The sequence below is a fragment of the Zhongshania aliphaticivorans genome, assembly GCF_902705855.1.
In the GTDB taxonomy this organism is placed as follows: Bacteria; Pseudomonadota; Gammaproteobacteria; order Pseudomonadales; family Spongiibacteraceae; genus Spongiibacter; species Spongiibacter aliphaticivorans_B.
Window position 1 is genome coordinate 435,924 of the sequence record NZ_CACSIJ010000011.1, and the last position, 24,501, is coordinate 460,424.

General features: G+C 50.3%; 23 protein-coding genes and 1 pseudogene. 11 read left to right on the forward strand and 13 right to left on the reverse strand.

The genetic code is table 11. From position 1 onward, the window contains the following. Positions 1–32: 32 nt before the first annotated feature. Entirely contained in the window at positions 33–509 is a 477-nt protein-coding gene (locus tag GVJ32_RS06465) for an NADAR family protein (RefSeq protein ID WP_159239216.1), read from the reverse strand. Between the two features lie 290 nt (positions 510–799). Here GVJ32_RS06465 and GVJ32_RS06470 point away from each other — a divergent pair, with 290 nt between their 5' ends. The 3 genes and pseudogenes from GVJ32_RS06470 to GVJ32_RS06480 all read left to right on the forward strand — a co-directional run bounded on the left by GVJ32_RS06470 (position 800) and on the right by GVJ32_RS06480 (position 2,815). Then, the gene (locus GVJ32_RS06470; RefSeq protein ID WP_159239217.1) at positions 800–1,723 is read left to right on the forward strand and encodes a glutathione S-transferase family protein; all 924 of its coding nucleotides are present in this window, start codon (positions 800–802) and stop codon (positions 1,721–1,723) included. 122 nt (positions 1,724–1,845) lie between these two features. Continuing rightward, a pseudogene (locus GVJ32_RS18445) lies at positions 1,846–1,956 on the forward strand (DUF2986 domain-containing protein); the annotation flags it as partial. Between the two features lie 184 nt (positions 1,957–2,140). Then, positions 2,141–2,815, forward strand: a complete 675-nt coding sequence (locus GVJ32_RS06480; protein WP_159239218.1) for a DUF6998 domain-containing protein — start codon at positions 2,141–2,143, stop codon at positions 2,813–2,815. Positions 2,816–2,850: 35 nt separating this feature from the next. On the opposite strand, the gene GVJ32_RS06485 is transcribed toward GVJ32_RS06480, so the two are convergent. The 3 genes from GVJ32_RS06485 to GVJ32_RS06495 form a co-directional block, all read right to left on the reverse strand. Continuing rightward, the gene (locus GVJ32_RS06485; protein WP_159239219.1) at positions 2,851–3,279 is read right to left on the reverse strand and encodes a DUF3010 family protein; all 429 of its coding nucleotides are present in this window, start codon (positions 3,277–3,279) and stop codon (positions 2,851–2,853) included. 61 nt (positions 3,280–3,340) lie between these two features. Beyond that, positions 3,341–3,622: a hypothetical protein gene (locus GVJ32_RS06490; protein ID WP_159239220.1), complete on the reverse strand. Its 282-nt coding sequence runs from the start codon at positions 3,620–3,622 to the stop codon at positions 3,341–3,343. A gap of 36 nt (positions 3,623–3,658) precedes the next feature. After that, positions 3,659–5,158, reverse strand: a complete 1,500-nt coding sequence (locus GVJ32_RS06495; RefSeq protein ID WP_159239221.1) for a protein adenylyltransferase SelO — start codon at positions 5,156–5,158, stop codon at positions 3,659–3,661. A 294-nt stretch (positions 5,159–5,452) separates the two neighbouring features. Between GVJ32_RS06495 and plsB the strand changes: the two genes are divergently transcribed. The 6 genes from plsB to trpC all read left to right on the forward strand — a co-directional run bounded on the left by plsB (position 5,453) and on the right by trpC (position 12,919). Further along, the gene (gene plsB / locus GVJ32_RS06500) at positions 5,453–7,924 is read left to right on the forward strand and encodes a glycerol-3-phosphate 1-O-acyltransferase PlsB (protein ID WP_159239222.1); all 2,472 of its coding nucleotides are present in this window, start codon (positions 5,453–5,455) and stop codon (positions 7,922–7,924) included. Between the two features lie 63 nt (positions 7,925–7,987). Beyond that, complete coding sequence (locus tag GVJ32_RS06505; protein WP_159239223.1) at positions 7,988–8,578, forward strand: GNAT family N-acetyltransferase; 591 nt, start codon at positions 7,988–7,990, stop codon at positions 8,576–8,578. A 387-nt stretch (positions 8,579–8,965) separates the two neighbouring features. After that, the gene (gene trpE / locus GVJ32_RS06510) at positions 8,966–10,471 is read left to right on the forward strand and encodes an anthranilate synthase component I (RefSeq protein WP_159239224.1); all 1,506 of its coding nucleotides are present in this window, start codon (positions 8,966–8,968) and stop codon (positions 10,469–10,471) included. Then, a complete protein-coding gene (locus GVJ32_RS06515) occupies positions 10,471–11,055 on the forward strand; it encodes an aminodeoxychorismate/anthranilate synthase component II (protein ID WP_159239225.1) in 585 nt (194 codons plus the stop codon). Before trpE ends, GVJ32_RS06515 begins: the two co-directional genes overlap by 1 nt. Positions 11,056–11,060: 5 nt before the next feature. Next, positions 11,061–12,116 carry an anthranilate phosphoribosyltransferase gene (gene trpD / locus GVJ32_RS06520; protein WP_159239352.1) on the forward strand — a complete coding sequence of 352 codons (1,056 nt, stop codon included), beginning with the start codon at positions 11,061–11,063 and terminating at the stop codon, positions 12,114–12,116. Then, positions 12,113–12,919 (forward strand): indole-3-glycerol phosphate synthase TrpC, encoded by an 807-nt coding sequence (trpC, locus tag GVJ32_RS06525; protein ID WP_435808067.1) that lies wholly within the window; start codon positions 12,113–12,115, stop codon positions 12,917–12,919. Before trpD ends, trpC begins: the two co-directional genes overlap by 4 nt. Positions 12,920–13,001: 82 nt before the next feature. Here the strand turns inward: trpC and crp are convergent, their stop codons facing one another. After that, positions 13,002–13,640 (reverse strand): cAMP-activated global transcriptional regulator CRP, encoded by a 639-nt coding sequence (crp, locus tag GVJ32_RS06530; RefSeq protein WP_235035065.1) that lies wholly within the window; start codon positions 13,638–13,640, stop codon positions 13,002–13,004. A gap of 223 nt (positions 13,641–13,863) precedes the next feature. Between crp and GVJ32_RS06535 the strand changes: the two genes are divergently transcribed. After that, positions 13,864–14,286 carry an OsmC family protein gene (locus tag GVJ32_RS06535; RefSeq protein WP_159239227.1) on the forward strand — a complete coding sequence of 141 codons (423 nt, stop codon included), beginning with the start codon at positions 13,864–13,866 and terminating at the stop codon, positions 14,284–14,286. Next, on the forward strand, positions 14,279–14,701 hold the full coding sequence (locus GVJ32_RS06540) for a VOC family protein (RefSeq protein WP_235035066.1): 423 nt from the start codon (positions 14,279–14,281) through the stop codon (positions 14,699–14,701). Before GVJ32_RS06535 ends, GVJ32_RS06540 begins: the two co-directional genes overlap by 8 nt. Before the next feature lie 140 nt (positions 14,702–14,841). Here GVJ32_RS06540 and coq7 read toward each other — a convergent pair whose 3' ends face one another. The 8 genes from coq7 to prmA form a co-directional block, all read right to left on the reverse strand. Beyond that, the gene (gene coq7 / locus GVJ32_RS06545) at positions 14,842–15,483 is read right to left on the reverse strand and encodes a 2-polyprenyl-3-methyl-6-methoxy-1,4-benzoquinone monooxygenase (protein ID WP_159239228.1); all 642 of its coding nucleotides are present in this window, start codon (positions 15,481–15,483) and stop codon (positions 14,842–14,844) included. A 40-nt stretch (positions 15,484–15,523) separates the two neighbouring features. Then, positions 15,524–18,322: a response regulator gene (locus GVJ32_RS06550; RefSeq protein ID WP_159239229.1), complete on the reverse strand. Its 2,799-nt coding sequence runs from the start codon at positions 18,320–18,322 to the stop codon at positions 15,524–15,526. Beyond that, complete coding sequence (purD, locus tag GVJ32_RS06555; RefSeq protein WP_159239230.1) at positions 18,273–19,550, reverse strand: phosphoribosylamine--glycine ligase; 1,278 nt, start codon at positions 19,548–19,550, stop codon at positions 18,273–18,275. The genes GVJ32_RS06550 and purD overlap by 50 nt, the downstream gene beginning before the upstream one ends. A 160-nt stretch (positions 19,551–19,710) precedes the next feature. Further along, positions 19,711–21,291, reverse strand: a complete 1,581-nt coding sequence (gene purH, locus GVJ32_RS06560; RefSeq protein WP_159239231.1) for a bifunctional phosphoribosylaminoimidazolecarboxamide formyltransferase/IMP cyclohydrolase — start codon at positions 21,289–21,291, stop codon at positions 19,711–19,713. A 59-nt stretch (positions 21,292–21,350) separates the two neighbouring features. After that, positions 21,351–21,662, reverse strand: coding sequence for a DNA-binding transcriptional regulator Fis (gene fis, locus GVJ32_RS06565; protein WP_159239232.1), 312 nt, complete (start codon positions 21,660–21,662; stop codon positions 21,351–21,353). After that, entirely contained in the window at positions 21,659–22,648 is a 990-nt protein-coding gene (gene dusB, locus GVJ32_RS06570; RefSeq protein WP_159239233.1) for a tRNA dihydrouridine synthase DusB, read from the reverse strand. The genes fis and dusB overlap by 4 nt, the downstream gene beginning before the upstream one ends. A 122-nt stretch (positions 22,649–22,770) precedes the next feature. Next, positions 22,771–23,595, reverse strand: coding sequence for a zinc-ribbon and DUF3426 domain-containing protein (locus tag GVJ32_RS06575; protein WP_159239234.1), 825 nt, complete (start codon positions 23,593–23,595; stop codon positions 22,771–22,773). A 17-nt stretch (positions 23,596–23,612) separates the two neighbouring features. After that, complete coding sequence (gene prmA, locus GVJ32_RS06580) at positions 23,613–24,500, reverse strand: 50S ribosomal protein L11 methyltransferase (protein WP_159239235.1); 888 nt, start codon at positions 24,498–24,500, stop codon at positions 23,613–23,615. Between the last annotated feature and the right edge of the window lies 1 nt (position 24,501).

The window sequence follows — 24,501 nt, forward strand, 5'->3', positions numbered from 1 at the left end:
GAGTGATGGTGTGAAAAGGCGTTTCTTGGTGTCTATGGGAGCTGATTTTGTTCTTCTCTCAGTTTTTTTCTAACGCCCATCAGCATCTTGCCAAAGGTGTTGTCGCCCCGCATGTCGCGGCCGCTGCCCCAGAAGTAGTCATACTGGCTGAGGTTCTTAATTTCAATCTCGCCCGAGTCTAATAGCAGTTGAGCCACATCTGTGTGGCTGCGACATTTTATGTAGGTGGCGCGGGTCATATAGGTCACGCTGTTTTTCTTCCAATCCTTGCGCCGGCTGTGTTTTTTACTCTTGCCTAGCTTTGCTGCTTCAGCTGGGTGGGGTGCATTGCGGATTTGTTCGCGGTATTCGGCGTCGTCAAATTTCATCGCCTGATAATAATGTTCGACCGACGGCCACTCGAAGCCGTCCAGCTCAAACGCAAGTTTAGAATAAGACGCCAATGGATGGTTGGCATCATCCCGCGTGAGCGTGAGGAGTTTGGCTTCTTCTTTTTTGTCAAAAAACATAGGGCTTTTCCAAATACTTAGGAAACAGGGTAAATATTATATAGGCTTCCTGTCAGGAATAGGTGATCAATTGCTCTTGTGTTCAAGTCATATAGTTGTTCTATTTCGTTGTAATGATCTGATTTATTGCTGGTAGAGCTTGCGCTTAAGGATAGTCACTAAGGCAGTATTATTTACCATTTTTTGTAAAGAACAGGTAGGCTTAAGCTTAGTGTTTAATTTCAGGTCTAAAATTTTACGAGTAAGTGTAGCGCCCATTCGCTTGCTAGTATCGTCACAGAGATATAAAAATGACTGAATCTATTATTCTTCACCACTACGACAAATCACCCTATGCGGAAAAGATTCGCCTCATGTTTGGCTTGACCAATACGTCGTGGTCTTCATTACTTTCGCCCGCATGGCCGCCGCGGCCGAATCTTGACCCATTAACTGGAGGCTATCGCAGAATCCCTGTGGCTCAAATTGGAGCGGATATTTTTTGTGATACGGCATTAATTGCGCAGGAGGTGGCAAGACTAAGCGGTAGCGCGGCGCTTGACCCTACAGCGGTCGATGGCAGTGCACTAGCCTTAATGCAGCAAGCAGAAGGCCAAGCATTTTTTGCGGCCATCGCTACGGTGCCGCCATTGCGTTTAATAAGCACAATGATGCAAGGTTTTGGTCCGGTAGGGACATATCGCTTTATTAAAGACAGAGTCTCCTTGTTAAAAGGCGGAGCGAGTCGGCCGCCTAAAGGCGAGAAGGCGAAGGTGGTGATGGATTCGCTGTTTTATGCGCTAGAGGTAAGACTGAGCGAGTGTGCATGGGTGGGAGGAGATAGTCCTTCAGTGGCGGATTTGGCGGTGTTTCATCCATTGTGGCTGCACGTCAGCTGTAACCGGAAACCGCTAGAGGCCAGCCAAAAAATACAGCAATGGTATAGCCGAGTAGAAAATATTGGTCACGGCACGCGCAGCGAAATTTCTCAGACAGACGCGTTTAAACAAGCGCGAGAGTCGGAGCCACGCCTTCTGCCTGTCAGTGTAGGTGATGCGCCGGTAGCCATAGGCGCAGTAGTGGAAGTTGCGCCGCTAGACTACGGTGTTGTGCCGGTAAAAGGAACGCTGGTGGCCGTAACCGAGAGTCGTATCATTGTTGCTCGGGAAACTGCTGATTTTGGGAAGCTGCATGTTCACTTTCCACGCGCTGGCTATTCTATCGTCGCTAAATGATTGACGCGGGCCTAAACTCCGGCCCGTTTTTGTGGTGTTCTATCTGTATTAAACATCGAGTAGATATGTATGAACCGTCGTAAAAAGGGCAATGCGGCATCAAAGGCGAGGATTAAAAAGGCGAACGCAATACTAAGCCTAAATATATTAGCAAAGCTGAGCGGGCGAAATTAGAGCTTGAGGCTAGTCAGGGTGCAGAGGTGGAAACGAGGGATGTAGTTGATGCATCGTAGCGGATTATTTTAGTTCTACCTCACCGTAGGGGATCTGAATAGGGCTGTCCGTTAGTGCTGCTTTGTTTGTGTTTAAGTCTATGCTTTATTAATAGCCAAATACGGTTTGGCGAAATGGCTTATCTTGGCAAAGCATGTATGCGTAATAATTTAATGTTTAGTGCTTCATGTAGGAAATACAATCGTGGCTTTAACTCAAATGCAGATCATTCAATCATTAGGTGACGCTATGGCTTGGTTTGAACGAGAGTTGCAGTGGGGTGTGCCACCAACAGAGCTCCGCCATCTAATTGGTCGTATTGGCGAGCTGTATTCGGCACTTATTACTAACGGTCAGATGGCCACCAGTGTGAATCAACGTGGATATGACGTTGTGAGTGCTGACGGCGAACGAGTCTCGGTAAAAACAACGGCAGTGATGGGTGGGGGAGGTCATATTTCTTTTAATCCAAGCACACTGGATGAAGTTGATCGCGTAATCATCTTACGGGTGAATACAGAAGAAATGCAGATAGAGACGTTACTTGATGCCTCGGTTTCAGACGCGCGTGAGCGCATGGGAGTTAAAAACACGCAGGGTAAGTGCACGATTTCTCTTGCAGCGTTAGTGCGCCCCCCGAAGTCTACGTCGGAGCTCAAAGCGGTCAGGGTTGCTGTCTATGGCGTTCGAGAAATTCGGGAGTTAGAGAGCGGTACTATTGAAGTTTATTTGAACGGTGAGTTACAGCCTAGCTCTAAGCCCGAATTGAGAAAAATAGCGGCAGAGCTAAACATAAATATACTCAATGGTAGCGGCAATCCGTACAACACTCGACAACTTGGGAGTGTCATCATTAGTGCGATTGAAAATGCATACTAATGGCCGTGCTTGCCGCGTAGCTTTTGTTGCTTTATTTATGCAGTGGCTTGATGAGCCACATAGGCAGTGATAAATGCCGCTTCTTGAAAGCCTTTTAGTTCGGTATCTGCGAAGGGAATCTGAACTGGGTTGTCTGCTAATGCGGCTTTGGTTTGTGATGAAGTCAGTACCACCACGTCGATGTCAGCAATCAGCTGAATAGTGGCTTCTAATTTAAAACTGATGGCACCACCGGCAAATTTTCCCTTGGGCAAGCGGCCTTTGATGGCGACTTTATCGACTTTGTAGTCTCGCATAAGTTGAGAAAAAGCGGCTTGAAATTGCTTTAGGTCTTCTCTGTCATGTTCTTTGGGTAAGCTGATTTTTCGCGCTCTGCAATCAGGGATATTAAATTGCTGATTCTCTAAATTAAGTAGGCAAACTACGGCATCGTTGCCGGTGAGTTCTACGCCGCAAATTCTCATGGTGTTTCCTTGTTAGTGCAGGCTGATGTGAAATCGGTGAAAAATTTTTAAAAACGCGTTTTTAAATGATAGTGACTTCGGTGTTTTGCGAAACCGTTTTGGCGCCGGTACGTTCAATAATCTTTATTAGGGCTGATTGAATAACGTCGTTCTCTCGCACGTCGGCGGTATTGCTAAACCGTTCTGTCATAGGCTCCGCGCCTTCTTCAAATGTCAATGTGATCGTCACTTCGGTGGCTAGATTGGTATTTTCGCCGTGGTATTCAATGGCGATTTTTGGGTAGCCTTGATCCCCCATTTTGACTCTTTTATTAATGCGCTTTTTAGACTTGTCTAAATTCATTTTGTTGTCTCACACTAAGGGGAGGTATAAACATTTTTATGTACCGCAAAAGGTTTGTAAAACCTGTTCGTTCGGTTTTGCCGGTCTGGCGTACGGAAGTTTGTTAGGGTCGAATATATGGGGTGTTTCGAGCACGTCTACTAGTTGATTAAAGTAGCTGAAATCGCCGTGTTGTTCGGCCGCAGCAATAGCTTCTTGCACTAGGTGGTTGCGCGGAATAAAAATAGGATTCGCCTTAAACATAATGACTTGACGTTGTTCTGGGGTGATGGTGTCTTCAGCTAAACGCCGGCGCCATTGTTGTAACCATGGCGTAAAGCTGTCGTTAAAATCGAAAAGTTCGCGAATACTACTATTAATGCAGGCGGCTTCGTTGCTGAATTCGGCAAGGCGTCTAAAACACAGTGTGAAGTCGGCTTTTTCTTGCTGCATTAATTTCAGCAAGTCTTGATAGAGCGCGTCATCGGATTCTGTAAAATTATTTAGACCCAGCTTGCTCTTAATAATACTTTGGTAAGCCGTTAGGAATAAATCCGGAAAGGCATCTAGCGCTTGCTGGGCTAGGGCGACAGCGCTGTCTTCATTCGCGTCTGCGCTGTTATCTAAAATCGCTAATAAGGCTTGGGCAAGTTGGGCCAAATTCCAGTGGGCGATGCCCGGCTGGTTGCCATAGGCGTAACGACCATTGTGGTCGATGGAGCTGAATACCGTGGCGGGGTCGTAATTTTCCATAAATGCGCAGGGGCCGTAGTCGATGGTTTCTCCACAGAGCAGCACATTGTCGGTATTCATTACGCCGTGAATAAAGCCGATAGACTGCCATTGAGCAATGAGTGTGGCTTGCCGTTGAATGATCTCATTCAGCATGGCTAATATCGGATTACTGGCTTGCGCTGCATTTGGAAAGTGGCGCTGTATTACATAATTGCTTAATTCGCGTAGGGCTTCGGTGTCGCGCCGTGCGGCAAAAAATTGCATGGTGCCAACGCGAATATGGCTTTGGGCGACGCGACTAAGTACGGCGCCGGGCAAGGCTTGATCGCGAAATACCATCTCTCCTGTACATACTGCGCCAAGGGCGCGGGTGGTGGGAACTCCTAGTGCCACCATTGCCTCGCAAAGAATATATTCGCGTAGCACCGGCCCCAGTGGTGATTTGCCGTCACCGCCGCGTGAGTAAGGTGTGCGCCCAGAGCCTTTTAATTGCCAGTCATAGCGTTTGCCATTGTCGGCGATGAGTTCTCCGAGTAAGACCGCGCGACCGTCACCCAGTTGTGGATTCCAACCGCCAAATTGATGGCCGGCATAGACGGTGGCGATCGGTTCTGCCCCATCGGGAATATGATTGCCCGCCATAGTGGCAATACCCTCAGGCGATGCAAGCCACTGCGGGTCTATACCTAGGCTGCTTGCTAAGCGATGATTGACCCGAATTAGTGCAGGTGTCGGAACACTGGTGGGGGCTTGTGGGCTGTAAAATCGATCCGCTTGTTTTACGTAGCTATTGTCAAAAGTGGGGCTGTTGGCGGAAGTCATGGCATGGCCTGCATAAAACGGTAAGACAATTCAGGTAAGCTTGTTATACATCGAAACCTCACCTTCTATTTGGGCGATTGTACATGAATCGGCTGTGGCGAGTGGCGCTTAGGCGGATAATCTAGCGGTGTAAATTGCAATGTTTTGGGTGTTTTACTACACGCTTGGGTGAAAACCGCGACGCAGCGCGATAGACCAAGTAAAATTGCGCGTTGTGGCTGTAATAAATAATGAATCGATTCATGTCGGCTGGGGCGTGGACACACAGCGTCGTTTTATAAGGGTTTTAACACTATGCCTTGGTTTGCACGTGTTTTTTTTGTGTTATGCCGGATCTTATCCGCGCCATTTCTTGCCGGTATTAAGCCAAAGCTGGTGCAGTTTGATGACTCTTTACACGGGGAATTAGATGCTAAGCCCGTGTGCTATGTGCTGCGTCAGCATAGTTGGACGGATCGGTTTTTATTAGAGCGGGTTTTTAAAGCTCATAATTTGCCCTTGTTACGCGCAAATCCCGGGAAATTGCCCGATAGCGAACGTGCGGCCTGCCTGTATTTACCGGTATTGAGCGGTCAGCGCGGTGGCTCTCGTGGCGCAAAAACAATGGCAGCTTTGATCGCACAGGCCGCCGATGGCAGTTACCCCCTGCAAATTGTGCCGGTGTCGGTGTTTTGGGGGCGTGACCCTGGCAGCGAAACCTCTTTCTTTAAATTGTTATTAGGCGACGGTGAACGCGCTGGTGCGTTTCGCAAGCTCATGGTTATTCTTGTGCAGCGCCGCAATGTGCTTATTCATATTGCCCAGCCGGTGCGTTTCAGCACTTTTGTTGCCCGCAAGCAAGATCCGGTAGCGGCTGCGGCGGTGATGGCTAGGATGTTGTCGTTCTATTATTCCCGCCGTAAAACCGCGAGTCTTGGCCCTAGCTTATTATCGCGCCAGCAGATTATTGATGTGGTTTTACGCCGTCAGGCGGTGCGTGACGCCATTGCCGAAGAGCAGGTCGCGGCCATTACCAAGCCAGAGGTGGTGAACAAACAGGCCCGTAAAATGGCTGAAGAAGTTGCTGCTAATTTTGATGGCCGTATGATTCGGGCGCTCGAGTTGATTCTGAGCTGGGCGTTTCGGAAAATATTTTCGGGCTTAAAAATTCATCATATTGATCGCCTGCGGGAAACCGCAAATAGCCGGCAATTAATTTATATGCCGTCCCACCGCAGCCATTTTGATTATTTGCTGATCTCTTACACGCTATATGTTCAGGGTTTGGTACCGCCACATATCGCCGCAGGAGTGAATTTAAATTTTTGGCCTGTGGGTGGTTTGTTGCGTCGTGGTGGCGCGTTTTATATACGCCGCAGTTTTGGCGGACAGAAATTATATTCAGCTGTATTTAAGTCATATTTAGACGTGCTACTGGGGCGTGGTTATCCCGTTGAATTCTTTCCAGAAGGTGGCCGAAGTCGCACCGGTCGTTTGCTGCCACCGAAGAAAGGCATGTTGAAAATGACGGTGGAAAGTTTTGTACAGCAGCCGGGGCGCAAAGTGGCTTTGGTGCCGATATATGTTTGCTACGATAAATTGGTAGAGAGTGCCTCTTATGTAAAAGAGCTGCGTGGTGCGGCTAAGCAGAGCGAGTCGGCGGGTGGTTTATTAAAAGCGCGGAAGATTTTTAAGTCATCTTACGGTAGCCCCCATGTGGCTTTTGGTCAGCCTATTAGTTTGGATGAATGTTTTAGTCACATTGAACCGGATTGGCGTAAGCGCACCCAAGCTGGCGACCACTCCTTTGTTCCGGCGGTGATTGATTATATTGCGCAGGAAAATATGGAGCGGATCAATGCGGCGGCCGTGGTGAATCCCATCGGTTTGGTCGCCATGATTTTGCTTTCTAGCCCACAGCGAGCGATGGCAGAAGACGAGTTGCTGCTGCAAATAGATCATTTTATTGCCATTTTACGACGTCTACCTTACAGCCCTGATATTACTCTGCCAGAAGGCGGCGCGAAGGAAATTTTTGAGCAGGCGGCGCGTACCGCAGGACTTTCTCGAATTGACCACCCTTGGGGGCCAATTATTACGGCCACCGGCAAAGAGGCGGTAATGCTAACGTATTACCGCAATTCGGTGATGCATGTTTTGGCTTTACCGAGCTTGATTGCGCGGTTTTTCCGTCACAGCCAAATGGTGAGCGAGGCGGATTTAATTGAAGGCTGTGTGTTGTTATATCCCTTTGTAAAGAATGAATTGTTTTTGCACACTAAGGTTGAAGATTGCGCAGAGGCAGTGAAAGAGCAAATTAATAATTTGGTCGCACTTAATTTACTATCGCGTCACGGCGAGAGCGGGAGCCTCAGCCGCGCCAATGTTGGCACCGAGGGCTATGCGGTATTGACTGGCTTGGGTCGGATTTTACGAGAGACCTTTGAGCGTTACACCATTACTAGTTTGTTGCTGGTGCAGGATATTTCTGAGGTGGCAGCGTTGCGGGATGATGTGGAGCAGAATACCATCGAAATGGCTCAGCGTTTGGCTATTTTAAGTGGTCGTGAAGCACCGGAATATTTCGATAAAAACCTCTTCCGTGGTTATATCGATACTTTGATTCAGCAAGGTTTGTTATTGGCAGATGAGCAAGAAGCTGGCGAATTTTTGCGGGTCGACAAGCGCTTAGAGGCATTTTCGCAACGTTGGGTTGCCTTGCTGGGACCAGATGTTCAACAGAGTATGCAACAGTTAATTCGCAAGCCGGTAATGAATGACGATTAGCTTGGTGGATGCGGGGCTGCCGATAGGATGTTGGCTGGTATTGAGAGGATAGGGAGCGCGTAAATGAAGTTTGAGAACGTTGTTTTAGAAGGTCAGTACGTTCGACTTGAGCCACTGTCTATTGAGCACAAGAAAGGCTTGTGCGAAGCGGTGGCTGACGGCGAGTTATGGAATTTATTCGTCACCAAAGTGCCACGTATTGAGGCGATGGATGAATTTATTGCCAATGCCAATACCGTCTTCGAAGAGGGTGATGGCTTGGTGTTTGCCACCGTAAATAAAGCCACTGCTGAGGTGGTGGGGTCTACTCGGTTTATGCGAGCGAGTTTAGTGAATAAACGCGTGGAAATTGGTTTTACCTTTTTGGCTGCATCGGCGCAGCGCACCGAAATAAATACCGAAGCGAAATTGCTCATGTTGGAATATGCCTTTGAGACGCTAAAGCTCAATCGAGTAGAATTTCTTACCGATTATTTGAATCAGCAGTCGCGTAATGCGATTTTGCGTTTGGGGGCAAAGCAGGAAGGGGTGTTACGCAACCACGTACTTATGCCGAATGGCCGTGTTAGAGATTCGGTGCTATTTAGCATTATTCAAAATGAGTGGCTTGGCGTGAAGCAGCATTTGACGGCTAAATTGGAGTGCCTTGCGTAAAGTAGGTCTAGGGCTCGCCACACGGGTGTGAATCTGTGGGTATTTTTGAGGTTCCCCCGCGGTGCAGGCTCGGTTACAATGTTTTGACATCCTAATTACGTGTGACGAGTCCGAAGAAATGGTGCATAACGCCCGCATGACACAGCTGTGTGATTGCCGTCGATGGCGATGGTAGCTCTTGCAATAAGCGAATTACTGCAAGAGATTTTTGCACGGTAGTTATTTTGCCCTCTGCCGGCGTCAAAATCGTACTCAGTCGGTCATTTATAGCTATAAACTCCCTCATTCCGTGCGATTTTTCCTTGCCAGAGAGCAAAATTCCGGCTCGTGCAAAGGTCTCTGCAATTAGCAGATTACCAAGCCGAACCCCATTTTTAAGGATTTATCATGCAAGCCCAGCGATACAATGAACTGGCGCAGCAAAGCTATAACCGTATTCCGGTTTACCGCGATGTGCTGGCCGACCTCGATACCCCTCTTAGTGCCTATTTAAAACTCGCCGCCGAGCCCTATAGTTTTCTGTTTGAGTCTGTTCACGGTGGTGAGAAATGGGGCCGTTACTCCATTATTGGTCTTGGCGCGCGCACCATACTGCGGGCCGAGGGCCGGCTCGTCACCATCTCTCGCGACGGCAATATCATTGAAAGTCATGACTGCGAAGATCCTTTGGCCTTTGTTGAAGATTTTCAGGCCCGTTATCAGGTGCCTGAAATTGACGAGTTGCCGGCATTTTATGGTGGTTTGGTAGGCTATTTTGCCTACGACTGCGTGCGGTATATTGAGCCTAAATTGATGCCCAGCACGCCGCCAGACGTGTTGGGTACACCTGATATTCTATTGATGGTGTCTGAGGAGTTACTGGTTTTCGATAATCTGTCAGGCATCGTTAAGATTATTACCCATGCCGATCCGGCCGATGACCGAGCGTACAGCAAGGCGCAGGAAAGGCTAGATTCTTATGAGCAGATGTTGCGCGGTTTATCGCCCATGCTGCCGGCCTTGAATTTGGATGCGGACGGTGTTGCTGAAACCGATTTTGTGTCTAGCTTTGGTGAAGATAATTTTAAAGATGCGGTGGAAAAAGTACGTGAATACGTGCTGGCTGGCGACGCGATGCAGGTGGTGTTGTCGCAGCGTTTGAGTATTCCCTTCACGGCTTCACCCTTAAATTTTTATCGTGCACTTCGCCACCTTAACCCCTCGCCGTATATGTACTACCTCAATTTGGAAGACTTCCATATTGTGGGTTCCTCGCCTGAAATTTTGGCGCGCTTGGAGCATGGCGAAGTCACGGTACGCCCGATAGCGGGTACTCGCCGCCGCGGTCACACCGAGGCAGAAGATCTAGAGTTAGAGAAAGAGTTACTGGCTGATCCCAAAGAAATCGCCGAGCATTTGATGCTGATCGACTTGGGCCGCAATGACGCCGGCCGTGTTGCTAAAACCGGCACCGTAGAATTGAGCGACAAAATGGTGGTGGAGCGTTACTCCCACGTGATGCATATCGTGTCCAATGTTCGTGCCCAAGTGCGTGATGACATAACTGCGATGGATGTATTACGGGCGACTTTGCCGGCGGGCACCTTGAGCGGTGCGCCAAAGGTTCGCGCTATGGAAATTATCGACGAGCTAGAGTCTGTGAAGCGCGGCGTGTATGGCGGCGCGGTTGGCTATTTGAGTTGGAATGGCAATATGGATACCGCCATTGCCATTCGCACCGCGGTCATTAAAGATAATCAGCTTCATATACAAGCTGGCGCAGGTATTGTGGCGGATTCGCAGCCACGGCTGGAGTGGAAAGAAACCATGAACAAAGCGCGGGCGGTGTTTAAGGCGGCGTCTATGGTGCAAAGCGCGGCGAGTAAATCTGATAACAACGGGGAGGCGTCATAATGTTATTAATGATCGATAATTACGACTCCTTCACCTACAACGTCGTGCAGTATTTTGCCGAGCTAGGTGCCGACGTGAAAGTGCTGCGCAACGACGAGGTCACGATTGAAGAAATTCGCGTCTTGGCGCCGACACACCTGGTGATTTCTCCCGGCCCTTGCACACCAAATGAAGCGGGTATTTCGCTAGAGGCAATTAAAGCCTTTGCTGGCAAGATACCAATTCTCGGCGTGTGTTTGGGGCATCAAAGTATTGGCCAGGCCTTTGGCGGAAAGATTGTGCGCGCGCGCGAAGTGATGCACGGTAAAACCTCGCCAATGTATCACCATAATAGCGGTGTGTTCACTGGCTTGAACAATCCGGTGGTGGCGACCCGTTACCATTCCTTGGTGATCGAAAAAGACAGCCTACCAGATTGCTTGGAAGTGACGTCGTGGACGCAAAACTCTGACGGTTCCGTCGATGAAATTATGGGTGTACGGCATAAAACCTTAGATATCGAGGGTGTTCAATTTCATCCTGAATCAATTTTGTCTGAGCAGGGCCACGAACTGTTTAAAAACTTTTTGGAGCGCAGCGCATGAGTGATATGAATATTAAAGATGCGCTGGGCTTGGTGGTGCGCAATTTAAGTTTAAGCACTGAGGATATGGCCTCGGTGATGCGCGACATCATGACAGGGCAATGCACAGACGCTCAAATCGCCGCGTTTTTAATTGCCCTGCGTATGAAAAGCGAAAGCCTTGATGAGATTGAAGGGGCGGCTCGCGTAATGCGCGAGCTTGCCACGCCAGTTGATATATCTGGTTTAGATCATGTAGTTGATATTGTTGGCACCGGCGGTGACGGCGCTAATCTGTTTAATGTCTCATCGGCCAGTACCTTCGTCATTGCAGCGGCGGGCGCCAAGGTTGCCAAGCACGGCAATCGTTCGGTGTCGTCTAAAAGCGGCAGCGCAGATGTATTAGAAAGCGCGGGTATTCAGCTAGATTTGAATCCCCAGCAGGTTGAGCGCTGCATTCGTGAAGTGGGTGTTGGCTTTATGTTTGCGGTTAATCACCACAGTGCCATGCGCCATGCGATTGGTGTGCGACGCGATATTGGCCAGCGCACCATTTTTAATATTTTAGGCCCGCTGACAAATCCCGCCGGCGTAACCCGTTTGGTTTTGGGGGTGTTCAGCTCAGAGCTTTGCCGGCCCTTGGCCGAGGTGATGAAACGTCTTGGCGCCGAGCACGTGATGGTGGTACACGCGAAAGACGGTTTAGATGAAATTAGCTTAGCATCGGCAACCGAAGTGGCCGAACTGAAAGATGGCGAGATTCGTGAGTACCTACTGACCCCAGAAGATGTGGGTTTGGAGAGTCAAAGTTTGGTCGGCTTGGATGTGGCAGACAGTAAAGCCTCATTGGCCTTGATTCGTGATGCGCTAGGCAAGCGTGAAACCGAGGCGGGTAAGAAAGCGGCAGATATGATCGCGCTTAATGCCGGCGCGGCGCTGTATGTGGCCGGTGTGGTTAGCACATTGAAGCATGGCGTGGCCTTGGCAGAAGACACCATTCACGGCGGCCAAGCGCTGGAAAAAATGGGTGAGCTGGCGGCTTTTAGTCAGGGCTTAAATCCGCCGAAAGAGACAGAAGCATGATGAGCGATAGCGGCACACCAACGGTTCTAAAAAAGATTCTTGATCGCAAACGAGAAGAAGTAGCTGAGCGCAGCGCGCTTGTGTCCATCGCTCAACTGCAAGCGCAGATCGCAAGCGCCTCAGCGCCACGCGGCTTTGTTAAGGCCATAGAAGCCAAACTTGCAGCTGGTAAATCTGCAGTCATCGCTGAGGTGAAAAAAGCATCGCCGTCTAAAGGCGTGATTCGCGAGAACTTTATTCCTGCGGACATTGCTGCAAGTTATGAAGCGGGCGGCGCGGCCTGTTTGTCAGTATTAACCGACGCAGACTTTTTTCAGGGCGCTGAGCTGTATTTGCAACAAGCCCGCGGCGCCTGCTCGCTGCCGGTAATCCGTAAAGATTTTATTATCGACCCCTACCAAGTCTATGAAGCGCGGGCAATCGGCGCTGACTGTATTCTATTGATTGCTGCTGCCCTAGACGACGAGACCATGGCAAGCCTGAACCAATTGGCGCAGAGCTTGGGTATGGATGTATTAATCGAAGTGCATAACGCCGAGGAATTGGCGCGAACTTTACCGCTGGGTAATCGCTTGGTGGGGATCAATAACCGCAATCTGCATAATTTTGAAACATCTCTGCAAAACACCTTCGATTTACTGGCCGCAATCAGCGATGAGCATATCGTGGTAACTGAAAGCGGTATTCACACTGCAGCGGATGTGGCGGCAATGCGCGAGCACGGTGTGAATACGTTTTTGGTAGGTGAGGCGTTTATGCGGGCGGTGGAACCGGGGGAGAAACTGGCGGAGTTGTTTGGGTAAATAGCTTGATGTCGGAGGTCTGACGTCTGATGCTAAATCCGACTTCCGACTTCCGACTTCCGACTTCCGACTCGCATTACACTTAGCGCGTGCCGTACACCACCATGGTTTTACCTTTCACCTGCACCAAGCCTTGTTCTTCTAAGGTCTTTAATACACGGCCAACCATTTCCCGCGAACAACCTACAATCCGGCCGATTTCCTGGCGGGTGATTTTGATCTGCATACCATCTGGGTGAGTCATTGCGTCTGGTTGTTTGCACAGGTCTAAGAGCGTGCGTGCGACACGGCCGGTCACATCTAAAAACGCCAGATCACCCACTTTGCGGGTCGTTAGTCGCAGCCGCTTGGCCATTTGCTTGCCCAAGGCTAGCAGGATGTCTGGGTATTGTTTGTTGAGTTCGCGAAATTTGGTGTAGCTGATTTCAGCAATCTCGCATTCGGTACGACTTTTGACCAAGGCGCTGCGGGTTGGCGGAATATCTTCGTCAAAAACCCCCATTTCCCCGAAGAAGTCGCCCTTATTGAGGTAGGCAACAATCATTTCTCGGCCTTCGTCGTCTTCGATAATGACGGTGACTGAGCCTTCAATGATGTAATACAGCGCGTCGCTGGCATCGCCGGCGTAGATAAGTGTACTTTTAGTGGGGTAGCGCCGCCGATGGCAGTGAGCGAGAAAATTGTCTAAATCGGCTATTTCTGGTTTTAAGGAATTCAGCACGGCTTGAGTCTCTCGGTAAAGCAGAAAATCCATTTAACGAATGAGGGCATCTTGAAGTTATAGTATTTGCCCAGAGTTACGGTAGCTCTAAATACGTTAGGCTTTGTCTAATTATTCAGAACGACCATGGCCTAAGTATGACGTGCTTTGTTGGCCTTGGCGAGCTTGAATCTGGACGCTGTGGTAAGCTTAGTGCAATTTTTTGCTTCGCTATGAGGGTGAAATGAAAGCGACGGTTAAATGGGTAGATGGCGTGATGTTTCTCGGTGAGTCGGGAAGTGGGCACTCGGTAGTAATGGATGGGCCAGAAGACCACGGCGGCCGTAATATGGGCGTTCGCCCTATGGAAATGCTGCTGGTGGGTATGGGTGGCTGTGCGTCGTTTGATGTGATGAGTATGTTGAAAAAATCGCGTCAAGACGTGACGGATTGTCGCTGTGAGCTAGATGCTGAGCGTGCAGATGCGGTGCCTGCAGTTTTTACAAAAATTCACCTGCATTTTATTGTTAGTGGTAAGGGTTTGAAGGAAGCGCATGTAAAACGGGCAGTCGAGCTGTCTGCTGAGAAGTACTGCTCAGCCTCCATTATGATGGAAGCCGCTGGCGTTGAAGTCAGTCACAGCCACGAGATCATTGACGGTGTCTGAGAAGCTAACTCGTCCTAATTCGCACAGTGGTATGCGTCATATTGCCCTGTTTGTGGAGAAGTTTGACGAAACACTGCATTTTTATACCGAGTTAATGGGGATGACGGTGGAGTGGCAGCCAGACCCTGACAATATTTATTTGTGCTCTGGGAACGACAATCTTGCCCTGCACCGCTACCAAGGGCCGCAACGGCCGGTAGCGGGGCAGCGTTTAGATCACATTGGGTTTATTTTGAATACGCCTGATGATGTGGATGCATGGCATGCTTTTCTATTGGCGAATCAGGTCAGTATTAAAACCGAGCCACGTACCCATCGTGACGGTGCCCGCAGTTTTTATTGTCTGGATCCTGATGGCAATCTGGTGCAGCTTATTTTTCATCCGCCGATTAGTGTTTGGATGTCGGGCGTCTGACGTTGGAAGCGAAAAGCATTCGCTTCGCTCATTTTGGCGTATTCCGTTTTCCTTCTAGCGTGAAGTCGGTGTGGGGCTTAGTCGCAAAGCGAATGCTTTTACGTCAGACATCCGACACCTGACGTCCGGCGATCAGTTCGCTAAACGTAATAGGTGCTGCCGGTCATGACTTTAGACATGAGACTCATGGCTTTTTTTACCGGACTTGGAAAAACCTGACCGCCTGCCTCTATCGCTTTGCTGGCGTGCTCCGCTTCGTCTTCTAACATTTGTTGCAAAATAGCTCGTGACTTTTCGTCATCGGCGGGGAGTGTTTGCAAATGTTCGCGTAGGTGTTCGCATACCTGATCTTCGGTCGCGGCGACAAAGCCAAGGCTGATCCGGTCACTGATTGCGCCAGCCGCTGCACCAATGGCAAATGAGGCGGCGTAAAAAAGCGGGTTTAGATGGCTGGTATGACTGTCTAGTTCTTTTAGGCGCTGCTCACACCAGGCTAGATGATCAATCTCCTCGTTCGCAGAGTGTTCCATTGCGGCTTTAACCTGGGCGTTTTTTGCGGTGAGCGCTTGGCCTTGATAAAGCGCCTGGGCACAGACTTCCCCCGTGTGGTTAATACGCATTAGACCTGCGGCGTGACGGCGTTGCTCATCAGCATTGAGCGAGCTGCTAATGTATTGGGCAGGGCTGTGACGCTGTGCTGTGCTGCTGCCTTTAACAAGGGTTTTTAGGCTGCGATCTGCTCCCATTAAGGCGCGGTCGAGCAGGGTGTATTCACGAGTCATGGCTTGATCCTCCATGCGCTATTGTAAGGTATTTGGCTACTCATGACTTGTTTTGCTGATAGCCCGTCCAGCGTTTGATGGCCTCGGCTAATTCCCATAGGCGAATTGGTTTTACCAAATGTAAGTCCATGCCGGCGCGGAGATAGCTGTCGCGTTGCTCATCTAAGGCATTGGCGGTTAAGCCAATAATTGGCGTGCGCTCGCGCTCTTCTTCTTTTTCAAATTGACGGATTTGGCGGGTTGCTTCAGCACCGTCCATAATCGGCATTTCGATATCCATAATCACTACGTCAAAGCGTTTACGCATAAAGGTGTTGACGGCTTGCTGGCCATTTTCGACGTGATGGACGGTGATCCCCAGGCTCTTTAGCATGCGCGTTAGCACCTGGGCATTGGTTGGATTGTCCTCTGCGATCAAGCATTGAAGTGACGATAATGTTAGCGCATCGGTGCGGTATTGGTCAGGGGTGTGAGTCACGGCATTGGCATCAAAGTGACATTCAGATAAAAGTGCGCTGCGCAGCGCGACGCCAGTCAGTGGTTTGCTTAAAATGCGGCGAACGCCGGCGTCGCGCAATTCATCGCGATCGAAGGTGATATTGGCGTGGGCCAGCAGTAAGCCGATGGGGGGTTGTTGTTGATCTTTGGTTTCGTCGTATATTCGCTTAGCTAATTTCAGGCCGCCGCCAGGCAGGGCATGATCTATAAGGATAATATCGACGGGCGCATTGATGAGCGATTGATTGCGAACAGTGGCGATGGCGGCGTTGTCGCTGCTGGCGATAAAAACGGGCATACCCCAGTTACTGCATTGTTTGCTGACAACTTTGCAGAAGGTTTGGTTACTGTCGACCACCAGAAGCCGCTTATTGTTGAGTAGGCCGGTGCGAATTCGTAGAGTGTTATTGTCACTATTATTCGGCACGCCTAGTTGTAGTGTAAAACGCAGAGAGTGTAAGCCTTTGCCTGAGCTTCGAACCGCTGCATTGCCATTCATCAAGGTGATTAATTGTGATGCGATGGCGAGCCGAGTGTTGATGATGCCGCCTTCTTCAGACACAGAGCCATTAATGGCTTGTTTTTCAAGGTTACTGAAGGGTTTACCGCGATGGCTGACTTCGAAATTGAGCAAGCCTTGATTGATGTCTGACGGGGAGACGTTCAACAGAATATAACCCGATTCGAAATGCTCAAAGGCGTTGTTCATAACGTGGGTTAGCAATTGGCGAATACGGGATGGGTCGCCGATGAGTTTTTCACTGACCTCACTGTCGATATCGCAAATAAGTTCTAGTGCTTGTTCGGCTGCAATATTGCGGAAGCTGGAAACAGACTCGTCGATAATTTCTGGCAGATTTATTAGCTCGTTGCGCAGTTCAATGTCGTTTTCATTGAAGCGGGTAGCTTGGCTGGCTTCTTGTAGTAATTGCAAAAGTTCGTGGCCAGAACGCTGTAGGGTACGAATATGATCTTCTTGGCTGGCGGTGAGTCGGGTGTCTTGGAGTAACTCGCTAACACCGAGCATGGCGCTCATGGGTGTTCTAATGTCGTGGGTAATGCGCGCCAAGATATCTGTTTTAGCGCGATTTACCGCCCCTAAAATAGCTATGCGTTGTTCGTCTTGGTTTTGTTTGCGCTGGCGAATAGTTTGCCGCGCAATTAATAGGGCGGTATGGGTGGTGCAGATGGTCGTAGCGAGCAGCAGCAAGATGATATTGGCGATGCTTGTGGTGATCAGGCTTAGGGAATAGCCGACCACGGTTAATATGACAATTAGCGCGAGTGCTGTGCGGGCGACCATATAGTAGAAAAGTAATCTGCTATAGGTTTGTAAAAAGCCATTGAGTCCGATGAATAGCAGAATGAGCGAGTTAAAAGGAATGATTAGATTGATGGTGATTGCCGCAATTTCTGCGCCTGCGATCACACTAATTACAACGGCGATGATATTGGCGATAGCCGTTAGGTGAATAACTTTAGGTCCGTGACCGGGGTTGCTGATTGGGAAAATTGGAAAACGCAGGGCGTAAATTAAATCGATAATGGATATCGCTAAAATAATACATATCAGGCTGTAGCCGTCCCAGGGGGGCAATAAGCCCTGTGGTGAACCAATGTAACCCCATGCAATGCTTTGGCTACAAATAATGAGGAACGCGAAACCGGCGGTGGCAAGAAAAAGTGAGTCGGAGTGCAGTGAGGCGCTGATCAGGCTGTAAATACACAGAAGACCGAGCACTCCCCAAAAGATAGAGTTACTAAATTCGCGTTGACTTACTTCTCCGAGAAAGCTGGTGTAATTGTGTAGCGTCAATTCCAATTGGCGATCGAAGGGGTATTCTAGAGCGAGATAATACGTGCTGGTGGTATTAGCGTGAACGGGGATTGAAAATAGCGTTTCGTTGCGTATTAGCTCAGTGGTGACCATTGGCGCAATTTGTCGCCCTGACTGGGTAAATAGCTGCGCTGTATTTAGGTCTATCGGCATGATTTGCAGCAACTGCTGGGTGATTTCACTGCTGGTATTGCTTAGCTTAAAGCGAAACCAATATCGGCCAATTGTGTGAGATAAATTGAAATCGCCGCTTTCTGCAGGGCGAAATTGGCGTTCCAGCGCTGGCGCTAAAATATCGTCAATGCGATAGAGTTTGTCGGTATCTTCGATTATGTCACTGAAATTTTCGAGCGAGATACTGCTTTGCTGCGAATTCAGCGTTAAGGCCGGGGCTGCGTGTACGGCTGCCGTTAGCAATAGCAATACCGTACACAGCAGATAGTTGACCAAGCGTTTATTCTCGGGCAATGGCGCGGTAAGCAATGTCAGTGCGGTAGAAGGCATCTTTCCACTTTATCTGCTTCGCAATTGAATAGGCAAGCTGTTGAGCGGCGCTCACGGTGTCGCCCATGGCGGTGGCGCATAGTACGCGACCGCCATTGGTGACTAAATTGCCATTGTCCAATTGAGTGCCGGCGTGAAAAACCTTGCCATCGGCGTCGCCGTCTGGAATGCCGGTGATGACATCGCCCTTGTTGTAAGAGCTAGGATAGCCGCCAGCGGCCAGTACTACACCTACCGCTGGGCGCGGATCCCATTTGGCGTCAATGCCGTCAAGTTTGCCGTCTAATGCCGAGAGGCATAGTGCGACCAAATCTGATTGCAAACGCAACATAATGGGTTGAGTTTCTGGATCGCCAAAGCGGCAGTTGTATTCAATAACTTTAGGTTCGCCGTCGGCATTAATCATAAGGCCAGCATAGAGGAAGCCTGTGTAGCGGTTGCCTTCACTGGCCATGCCTTGCACGGTGGGAATAATGACCTCGTCCATAATCCGCTGATGGATTGCTGGGGTGACCACGGGGGCGGGGGAGTATGCACCCATGCCGCCGGTGTTGGGGCCGGTATCGCCGTCGCCAACGCGTTTGTGATCTTGGCTGGTGGCCATGGGCAGAATATTCTCGCCGTCGACCATTACGATAAAGCTGGCTTCTTCGCCTTCTAAAAACTCTTCGATAACAACACGGCAGCCAGCGTCGCCAAAGGCATTGCCAGACAGCATGTCGCGCACGGCGTCTTCGGCTTGCTCAAGGGTTTCAGCAACAATCACACCCTTGCCTGCAGCGAGGCCGTCGGCTTTAACGACGATGGGCGCGCCTTGCTCGCGCAGGTAGGCGAGGGCAGGTTCAAGTTCGGTGAAGTTTTGGTAGCTGCCGGTGGGAATGTTGTGGCGAGCCAGAAAATCTTTGGTAAAGGCTTTGGAGCCTTCGAGTTGCGCTGCTCCGCTGGTGGGGCCAAAGCAGGGCAAATTGCGTTCGTTAAAGTAGTTAACAACACCTTCTACCAAAGGCGCTTCTGGGCCAACGATGGTGAGGCCGACGTTATTGGTCTGCGCAAAATTCGCTAAGGCGGCGAAATCGTTGATGGCGATGGCGACGTTTTCAATGCCGGAATCGAGTGCAGTGCCGGCATTGCCGGGGGCAACAAAGACGGTGTCAACTTGGGTGGATTGGGCGGCTTTCCATGCAAGGGCGTGTTCGCGGCCGCCGTTGCCAATAATAAGAATATTCATTACGTTGTTGTTCCGTTGGTACGGGTTTACAGCCCGCACGCTGAGTTTGTTTATTTTGGTCGGGCGTCAGACGTCGGAAGTCTGGTGTAAAAGCAGGACAGCTTTGCCGCCTGCTATATAATCTTTTTACGTCGGACGTCCGACGCCCAGCGCAAGTCTTTTAATGTCTAAAGTGACGCATGCCGGTAAAGGCCATCGCGATACCGTGCTCGTCGGCTGCGGCAATCACTTCGTCGTCGCGGATCGAGCCGCCGGGCTGGATAACGCAGCTAATGCCGTTGGCGGCGGCGTTGTCCAATCCGTCGCGGAAGGGGAAGAAGGCATCAGATGCCATTACTGCGCCCTTCACTGTTAGGCCGGCGTGTTCAGCTTTAATAGCGGCGATACGGGCCGAGTTCACGCGGCTCATTTGGCCGGCGCCGACACCAATGGTTTGACGATTTTTGGCGTAGACGATGGCGTTTGATTTGACGAATTTGGCAACCTTCCACGCAAAGATCATGTCGTGAATTTCGCTTTCTTCTGGCTGGCGCTTGGTCACAATTTTTAGATCGTCAGCGCCGATCATGCCTAAGTCGCGGTCTTGTACGAGCAGGCCACCATTAACGCGTTTGTAGTCGAACGCTGGGTTGTTGGCGCCCCATTGTCCACAGGTAAGCAGGCGAAGATTTTTCTTTTCTGCCACGATGGCGGCCGCTTCTTCGCTCACGCTAGGGGCAATGATGACCTCAACAAATTGACGGTCACAAATCGCTTTTGCGGTGGCTGCGTCGAGCTCGCGGTTAAAGGCGATAATGCCGCCAAAGGCAGATTCGGGGTCGGTGGCAAAGGCTAAGTCATAGGCTTCGCTAATGCCGTTTAAGGACACTGCGACACCGCAAGGGTTGGCATGTTTAACGATGACGCAAGCGGGCTTAACAAAGGACTTAACGCATTCTAGTGCGGCGTCAGTGTCGGCAATATTGTTGTACGACAGCGCCTTACCTTGCAGCTGGGTTGAGGTTGCCACTGAGGCTTCGCTGGGGTGGCGTTCAACATAAAACGCTGAGTCTTGGTGAGGGTTTTCACCGTAGCGCATATCTTGAGCTTTAATAAATTGGCTATTAAAGGTACGCGGGAATTTCTCGGTGCCGCCGGGAACCAAGCGACCAAAATAGTTGGCGATCATGCCGTCGTAAGCCGCGGTGTGCTCATAGGCCTTTATGGCCAGATCAAAGCGGGTGGCGTGAGTTGTGCAACCGCTGTTGGCGCGCAGTTCGTCAAGAATGATTTTATAGTCGCTGGCGTTAACCACAATGGCTACGTCGCGATGGTTTTTAGCCGCAGCGCGAACCATGGTGGGGCCGCCAATGTCGATATTCTCAACGGCGTCTTCTAGGGTGCAACCGGGTTTAGACACGGTGGCTTCGAAGGGGTAAAGGTTGACGACAACCATGTCGATGGCGTCGATACCGTGCTCACTCATTATGGCGTCATCAACACCGCGACGACCTAAAATACCGCCGTGTACTTTGGGGTGTAGGGTTTTAACGCGGCCGTCCATCATTTCGGGGAAGCCGGTGTAATCTGATACTTCGGTGACGGCTATATCATTTTGATTCAGCAGACCATAGGTGCCGCCGGTTGAGAGCAGTTCGATACCCATTTTCGTGAGTTCGCGGGCGAAATCGACGATGCCGGATTTATCTGAAACGCTGATAAGGGCGCGTTTAACGGGGCGGGCCTGGTTGTCTGTAGTCATGCCGAGTGGGTCACCTTGAGTTTAAAAAACGTCGAACGAGAAGCGGTTTAGAGCAGTAATTAGAGTAAATCGTATTGCTTAAGTTTTTTACGCAGTGTGCCGCGATTTAAGCCCAGCATTTGTGATGCGCGGGTTTGGTTGTTACGGGTGTAGCGCATCACTTCTTCTAGCAATGGCGCTTCCACTTCCGACAACACCATATTGTAGACGTCGCAGACGTCTTGGCCGTCGAGGGTGGCAAGATAATTATTAAGGGCAATCGCGACACTGTCGCGCAGGGTTTTGGCTTTGCTAATGTCGTCGTTGGCGGCAGTCGTCGAGGCAGAGGTGGCTTCGGCGACTGGGGCGGTTTCTATGCTGGTCAAATTCATGCTGCTGCTTCCTGTAGGTTTTGTTCGTGCTGTTCAAAGTAGCGATGTACAGCATCTTGTTGTGCACTGGCTGACTCAAGGCGGTTGAATAGGCCGCGAAAACCAGTGGAGGGGTCGAACTCCTGCAAATACCATGCACAGTGTTTACGTGCGATACGCAGTCCTTGTTGTTCACCGTAAAAACGGTAAAGGGCGCTGAGATGGCTCAGCAATACCTGCTTTATTTCTGCTGGCGTCGCTGGGGCGGCTAGCACACCTGTGGCCAAATACGCGTTGATCTCGCGGAATAGCCAGGGCTTGCCCTGCGCACCTCGGCCTATCATTACGCCATCGGCACCGGTGTAATCCAATATTTGCTTGGCTTGTTGCGCCGAGCAAATATCGCCATTGGCAAATACCGGAATATCGATGGCCTGTTTTATCGCTGCAATAGTGTCATATTCGGCATGGCCTAAATAACGACACTCACGGGTTCTACCGTGCACTGCCAGTGAGCGAATGCCGCAATCTTGGGCAAGTTTGGCAATGTAGATTCCGTTGCGTTGGTCGCGCGACCAGCCCGTACGAATTTTTAAGGTAACGGGTATGTCTACCGCCGCGACCACGGCACTCACAATCTCTTTTACTAGTTCAGGCTCTTTTAAAAGGGCAGAACCAGCGGCCTTTTTACAGACCTTTTTCGCTGGGCAGCCCATGTTGATGTCGATAATGTCGGCACCCATGTCTGCGCAGCGTCTTGCCGCGTCTGCCATCATTAGCGGCTCCGCCCCCGCAATTTGTACTGCGCGGGGTGTGTTGTCGTCATGGGCTAGGCGCAAAGAGCTTTTGCGGGTATCCCATAGCGTGGCGTCGCTAATCACCATTTCCGACACAGTTAATCCGGCGCCGAACTCGCGGCATAAGCGGCGAAACGGCAGATCAGTAATGCCTGCCATTGGCGCTAATACGGCACGGGCAGGAAGCTTGTGAGGACCAATCTGGATCATCGCCATGCCCTGTAAAGGGAAAATAACCGTGGGAAAACAGGGCAGCTATGATACTCGTTCAAAGACTTCACCGGAAGTCTTGCGCTCAGAAAATAACCAATTTTGAGTGCAAAAAATACGCTTTACTGCGTCACTTTTAACTGGTAGTTCACCGCGTTAAGACCTGGGTGGATGATTTCTAACGCGATGTGAACGGGTTGCTGGCTGGCTAGCATGGTGTGTTGGCTTAATTCGCCGGAGAGGTATTCTGAGGGGGTGAATATGCGCTTGGCGATAGTGTTGTCTTTTATATCGCTGAAGCGGAGTTCGAGTTTGGGGAAGGGGGCGCTGTCAGCACCACGGTTTAATAAAATGGTGTCAATTTGTAGGGCGTCGCTATTGGATGGGTGTTTGCGAACAACTAACTTGGTGCTCACGATGTCGTTAGTGGCCTGCTGCTGGTTTGGTGCATCTTCACAGAGTAAGGGGTGCAGGGGGCAAAGTTTACGTAGTTCGTCGCCAATGGGGCTGGCAAATAATGCTGCTTTTTGCCACAGCGCAAGTTGGGCGATAAGAACCAACAAGGCAAGAGTGTTGGCGAAGAGCCAAAACCATTGTATGGGCCGGCGGCGGGGAAGGTGGTGTTCAAAGTCGTGATTGACGGTGCTTAGGCCGGCCAATAAATCTGGCTCGGGTGGTTTGCCCTGAAGTGAGTCTTCGTCGCCGTTATGGCTGTTCTCGATTTCGGTTTGTACTGGTGGTTCATGCTTGGTGTTGGTGGTGTTATCGTCAATCTCTGTCAGTAGAATCGAGGCCTTGGTGTGCTCGTCTATGCCATTGAAGATGCTCATGCATACGCTGCACCTCACTAAGCCGTCGGCGAGTAATAGCTGTTCCGCTTTTACTCTAAACCGAGTTTCACATTGTGGGCATTGAATGCTTTTTGCTGGGAGGTGTTCTGTATGCATTGGCGGATGTCGTCGCTTTAACTATTGTTTCTACTGCCGGATATCCTAACCCATTCTTCTTTTGTGGTCAGGTTTAGCTCATCGAACCATTGGCTATAGCAGTTCATCAGTTCTTTGGCTTGGCTGTGTAATATACCCGATAGGCAGATTGGGCCGTTGGCACTTAGGGTGGCAGCAAGATTTGGTGCCAGTGAGATTAGTGGCCCAGCGAGGATGTTGGCAACCATAACGTCGCCGCGTAAGTCGCTGGGAAGCTGTTCTGGTAGTAGGCATTCAATACGGGTGTCGTCAATATTATTGCGATGGGCATTGTCTCTGGTGGCGAGTAGCGCTTGTGGGTCATTATCAACCGCAATCACTTTTTTGGCGCCAAGTAGTAGCGCTGCAATGCCTAGAATTCCCGAACCGCAGCCGTAATCAATCACAGTAAGTCCGCTGAGATCTTGTTGGTCTAGCCACTGCATGCACAGCCATGTGGTTGGGTGGGTGCCGGTGCCGAAGGCGAGGCCGGGGTCGAGTAGTAAATTGACGGCCTTTGGGTCGACGGGTTCGCGCCAGCTGGGGCAAATCCACAGTCGATCGCCACACTGAATGGGATGGTAGCTGTCCATCCATTCTCGTATCCAGTCGCGGTCTTCTAATATTTCTATGCGAAGTGGCGGTAATTCTTGGCCGTAATGCCCCTGCAGTTCAGCGAGGGTGGTGGTCATGTCGGTGTCGGCGGTGAACAGCCCTGTGACGCGGGTGTGTTGCCATACTGGGGTTTCACCTACGCCAGGTTCGTACACCGGTTGGTCGGCATTGTCTTCCATAGTGACTGCGGCGGCACCAATCTCTAATAGTGCGTCTTCTAAGGTAGATGCGGTGGCTGGGTCGGCGTCGAGTCGCAGTTGTAACCAGGTCATG

Coding starts and splice junctions, on each gene's coding strand:
- GVJ32_RS06495 (WP_159239221.1), bottom strand. CDS start 5,158: ATGACTTCCGCCAACAGCCCCACTTTTGACAATAGCTACGTAAAACAA.
- trpC (WP_435808067.1), top strand. CDS start 12,113: ATGATGAGCGATAGCGGCACACCAACGGTTCTAAAAAAGATTCTTGAT.
- GVJ32_RS06490 (WP_159239220.1), bottom strand. CDS start 3,622: ATGAATTTAGACAAGTCTAAAAAGCGCATTAATAAAAGAGTCAAAATG.
- GVJ32_RS06505 (WP_159239223.1), top strand. CDS start 7,988: ATGAAGTTTGAGAACGTTGTTTTAGAAGGTCAGTACGTTCGACTTGAG.
- GVJ32_RS06485 (WP_159239219.1), bottom strand. CDS start 3,279: ATGAGAATTTGCGGCGTAGAACTCACCGGCAACGATGCCGTAGTTTGC.
- GVJ32_RS06575 (WP_159239234.1), bottom strand. CDS start 23,595: ATGCATACAGAACACCTCCCAGCAAAAAGCATTCAATGCCCACAATGT.
- coq7 (WP_159239228.1), bottom strand. CDS start 15,483: ATGACTCGTGAATACACCCTGCTCGACCGCGCCTTAATGGGAGCAGAT.
- GVJ32_RS06535 (WP_159239227.1), top strand. CDS start 13,864: ATGAAAGCGACGGTTAAATGGGTAGATGGCGTGATGTTTCTCGGTGAG.
- trpE (WP_159239224.1), top strand. CDS start 8,966: ATGCAAGCCCAGCGATACAATGAACTGGCGCAGCAAAGCTATAACCGT.
- dusB (WP_159239233.1), bottom strand. CDS start 22,648: ATGATCCAGATTGGTCCTCACAAGCTTCCTGCCCGTGCCGTATTAGCG.
- plsB (WP_159239222.1), top strand. CDS start 5,453: ATGCCTTGGTTTGCACGTGTTTTTTTTGTGTTATGCCGGATCTTATCC.
- trpD (WP_159239352.1), top strand. CDS start 11,061: ATGAATATTAAAGATGCGCTGGGCTTGGTGGTGCGCAATTTAAGTTTA.
- GVJ32_RS06515 (WP_159239225.1), top strand. CDS start 10,471: ATGTTATTAATGATCGATAATTACGACTCCTTCACCTACAACGTCGTG.
- GVJ32_RS06465 (WP_159239216.1), bottom strand. CDS start 509: ATGTTTTTTGACAAAAAAGAAGAAGCCAAACTCCTCACGCTCACGCGG.
- prmA (WP_159239235.1), bottom strand. CDS start 24,500: ATGACCTGGTTACAACTGCGACTCGACGCCGACCCAGCCACCGCATCT.
- fis (WP_159239232.1), bottom strand. CDS start 21,662: ATGAATTTGACCAGCATAGAAACCGCCCCAGTCGCCGAAGCCACCTCT.
- purD (WP_159239230.1), bottom strand. CDS start 19,550: ATGAATATTCTTATTATTGGCAACGGCGGCCGCGAACACGCCCTTGCA.
- GVJ32_RS06470 (WP_159239217.1), top strand. CDS start 800: ATGACTGAATCTATTATTCTTCACCACTACGACAAATCACCCTATGCG.
- GVJ32_RS06550 (WP_159239229.1), bottom strand. CDS start 18,322: ATGCCTTCTACCGCACTGACATTGCTTACCGCGCCATTGCCCGAGAAT.
- purH (WP_159239231.1), bottom strand. CDS start 21,291: ATGACTACAGACAACCAGGCCCGCCCCGTTAAACGCGCCCTTATCAGC.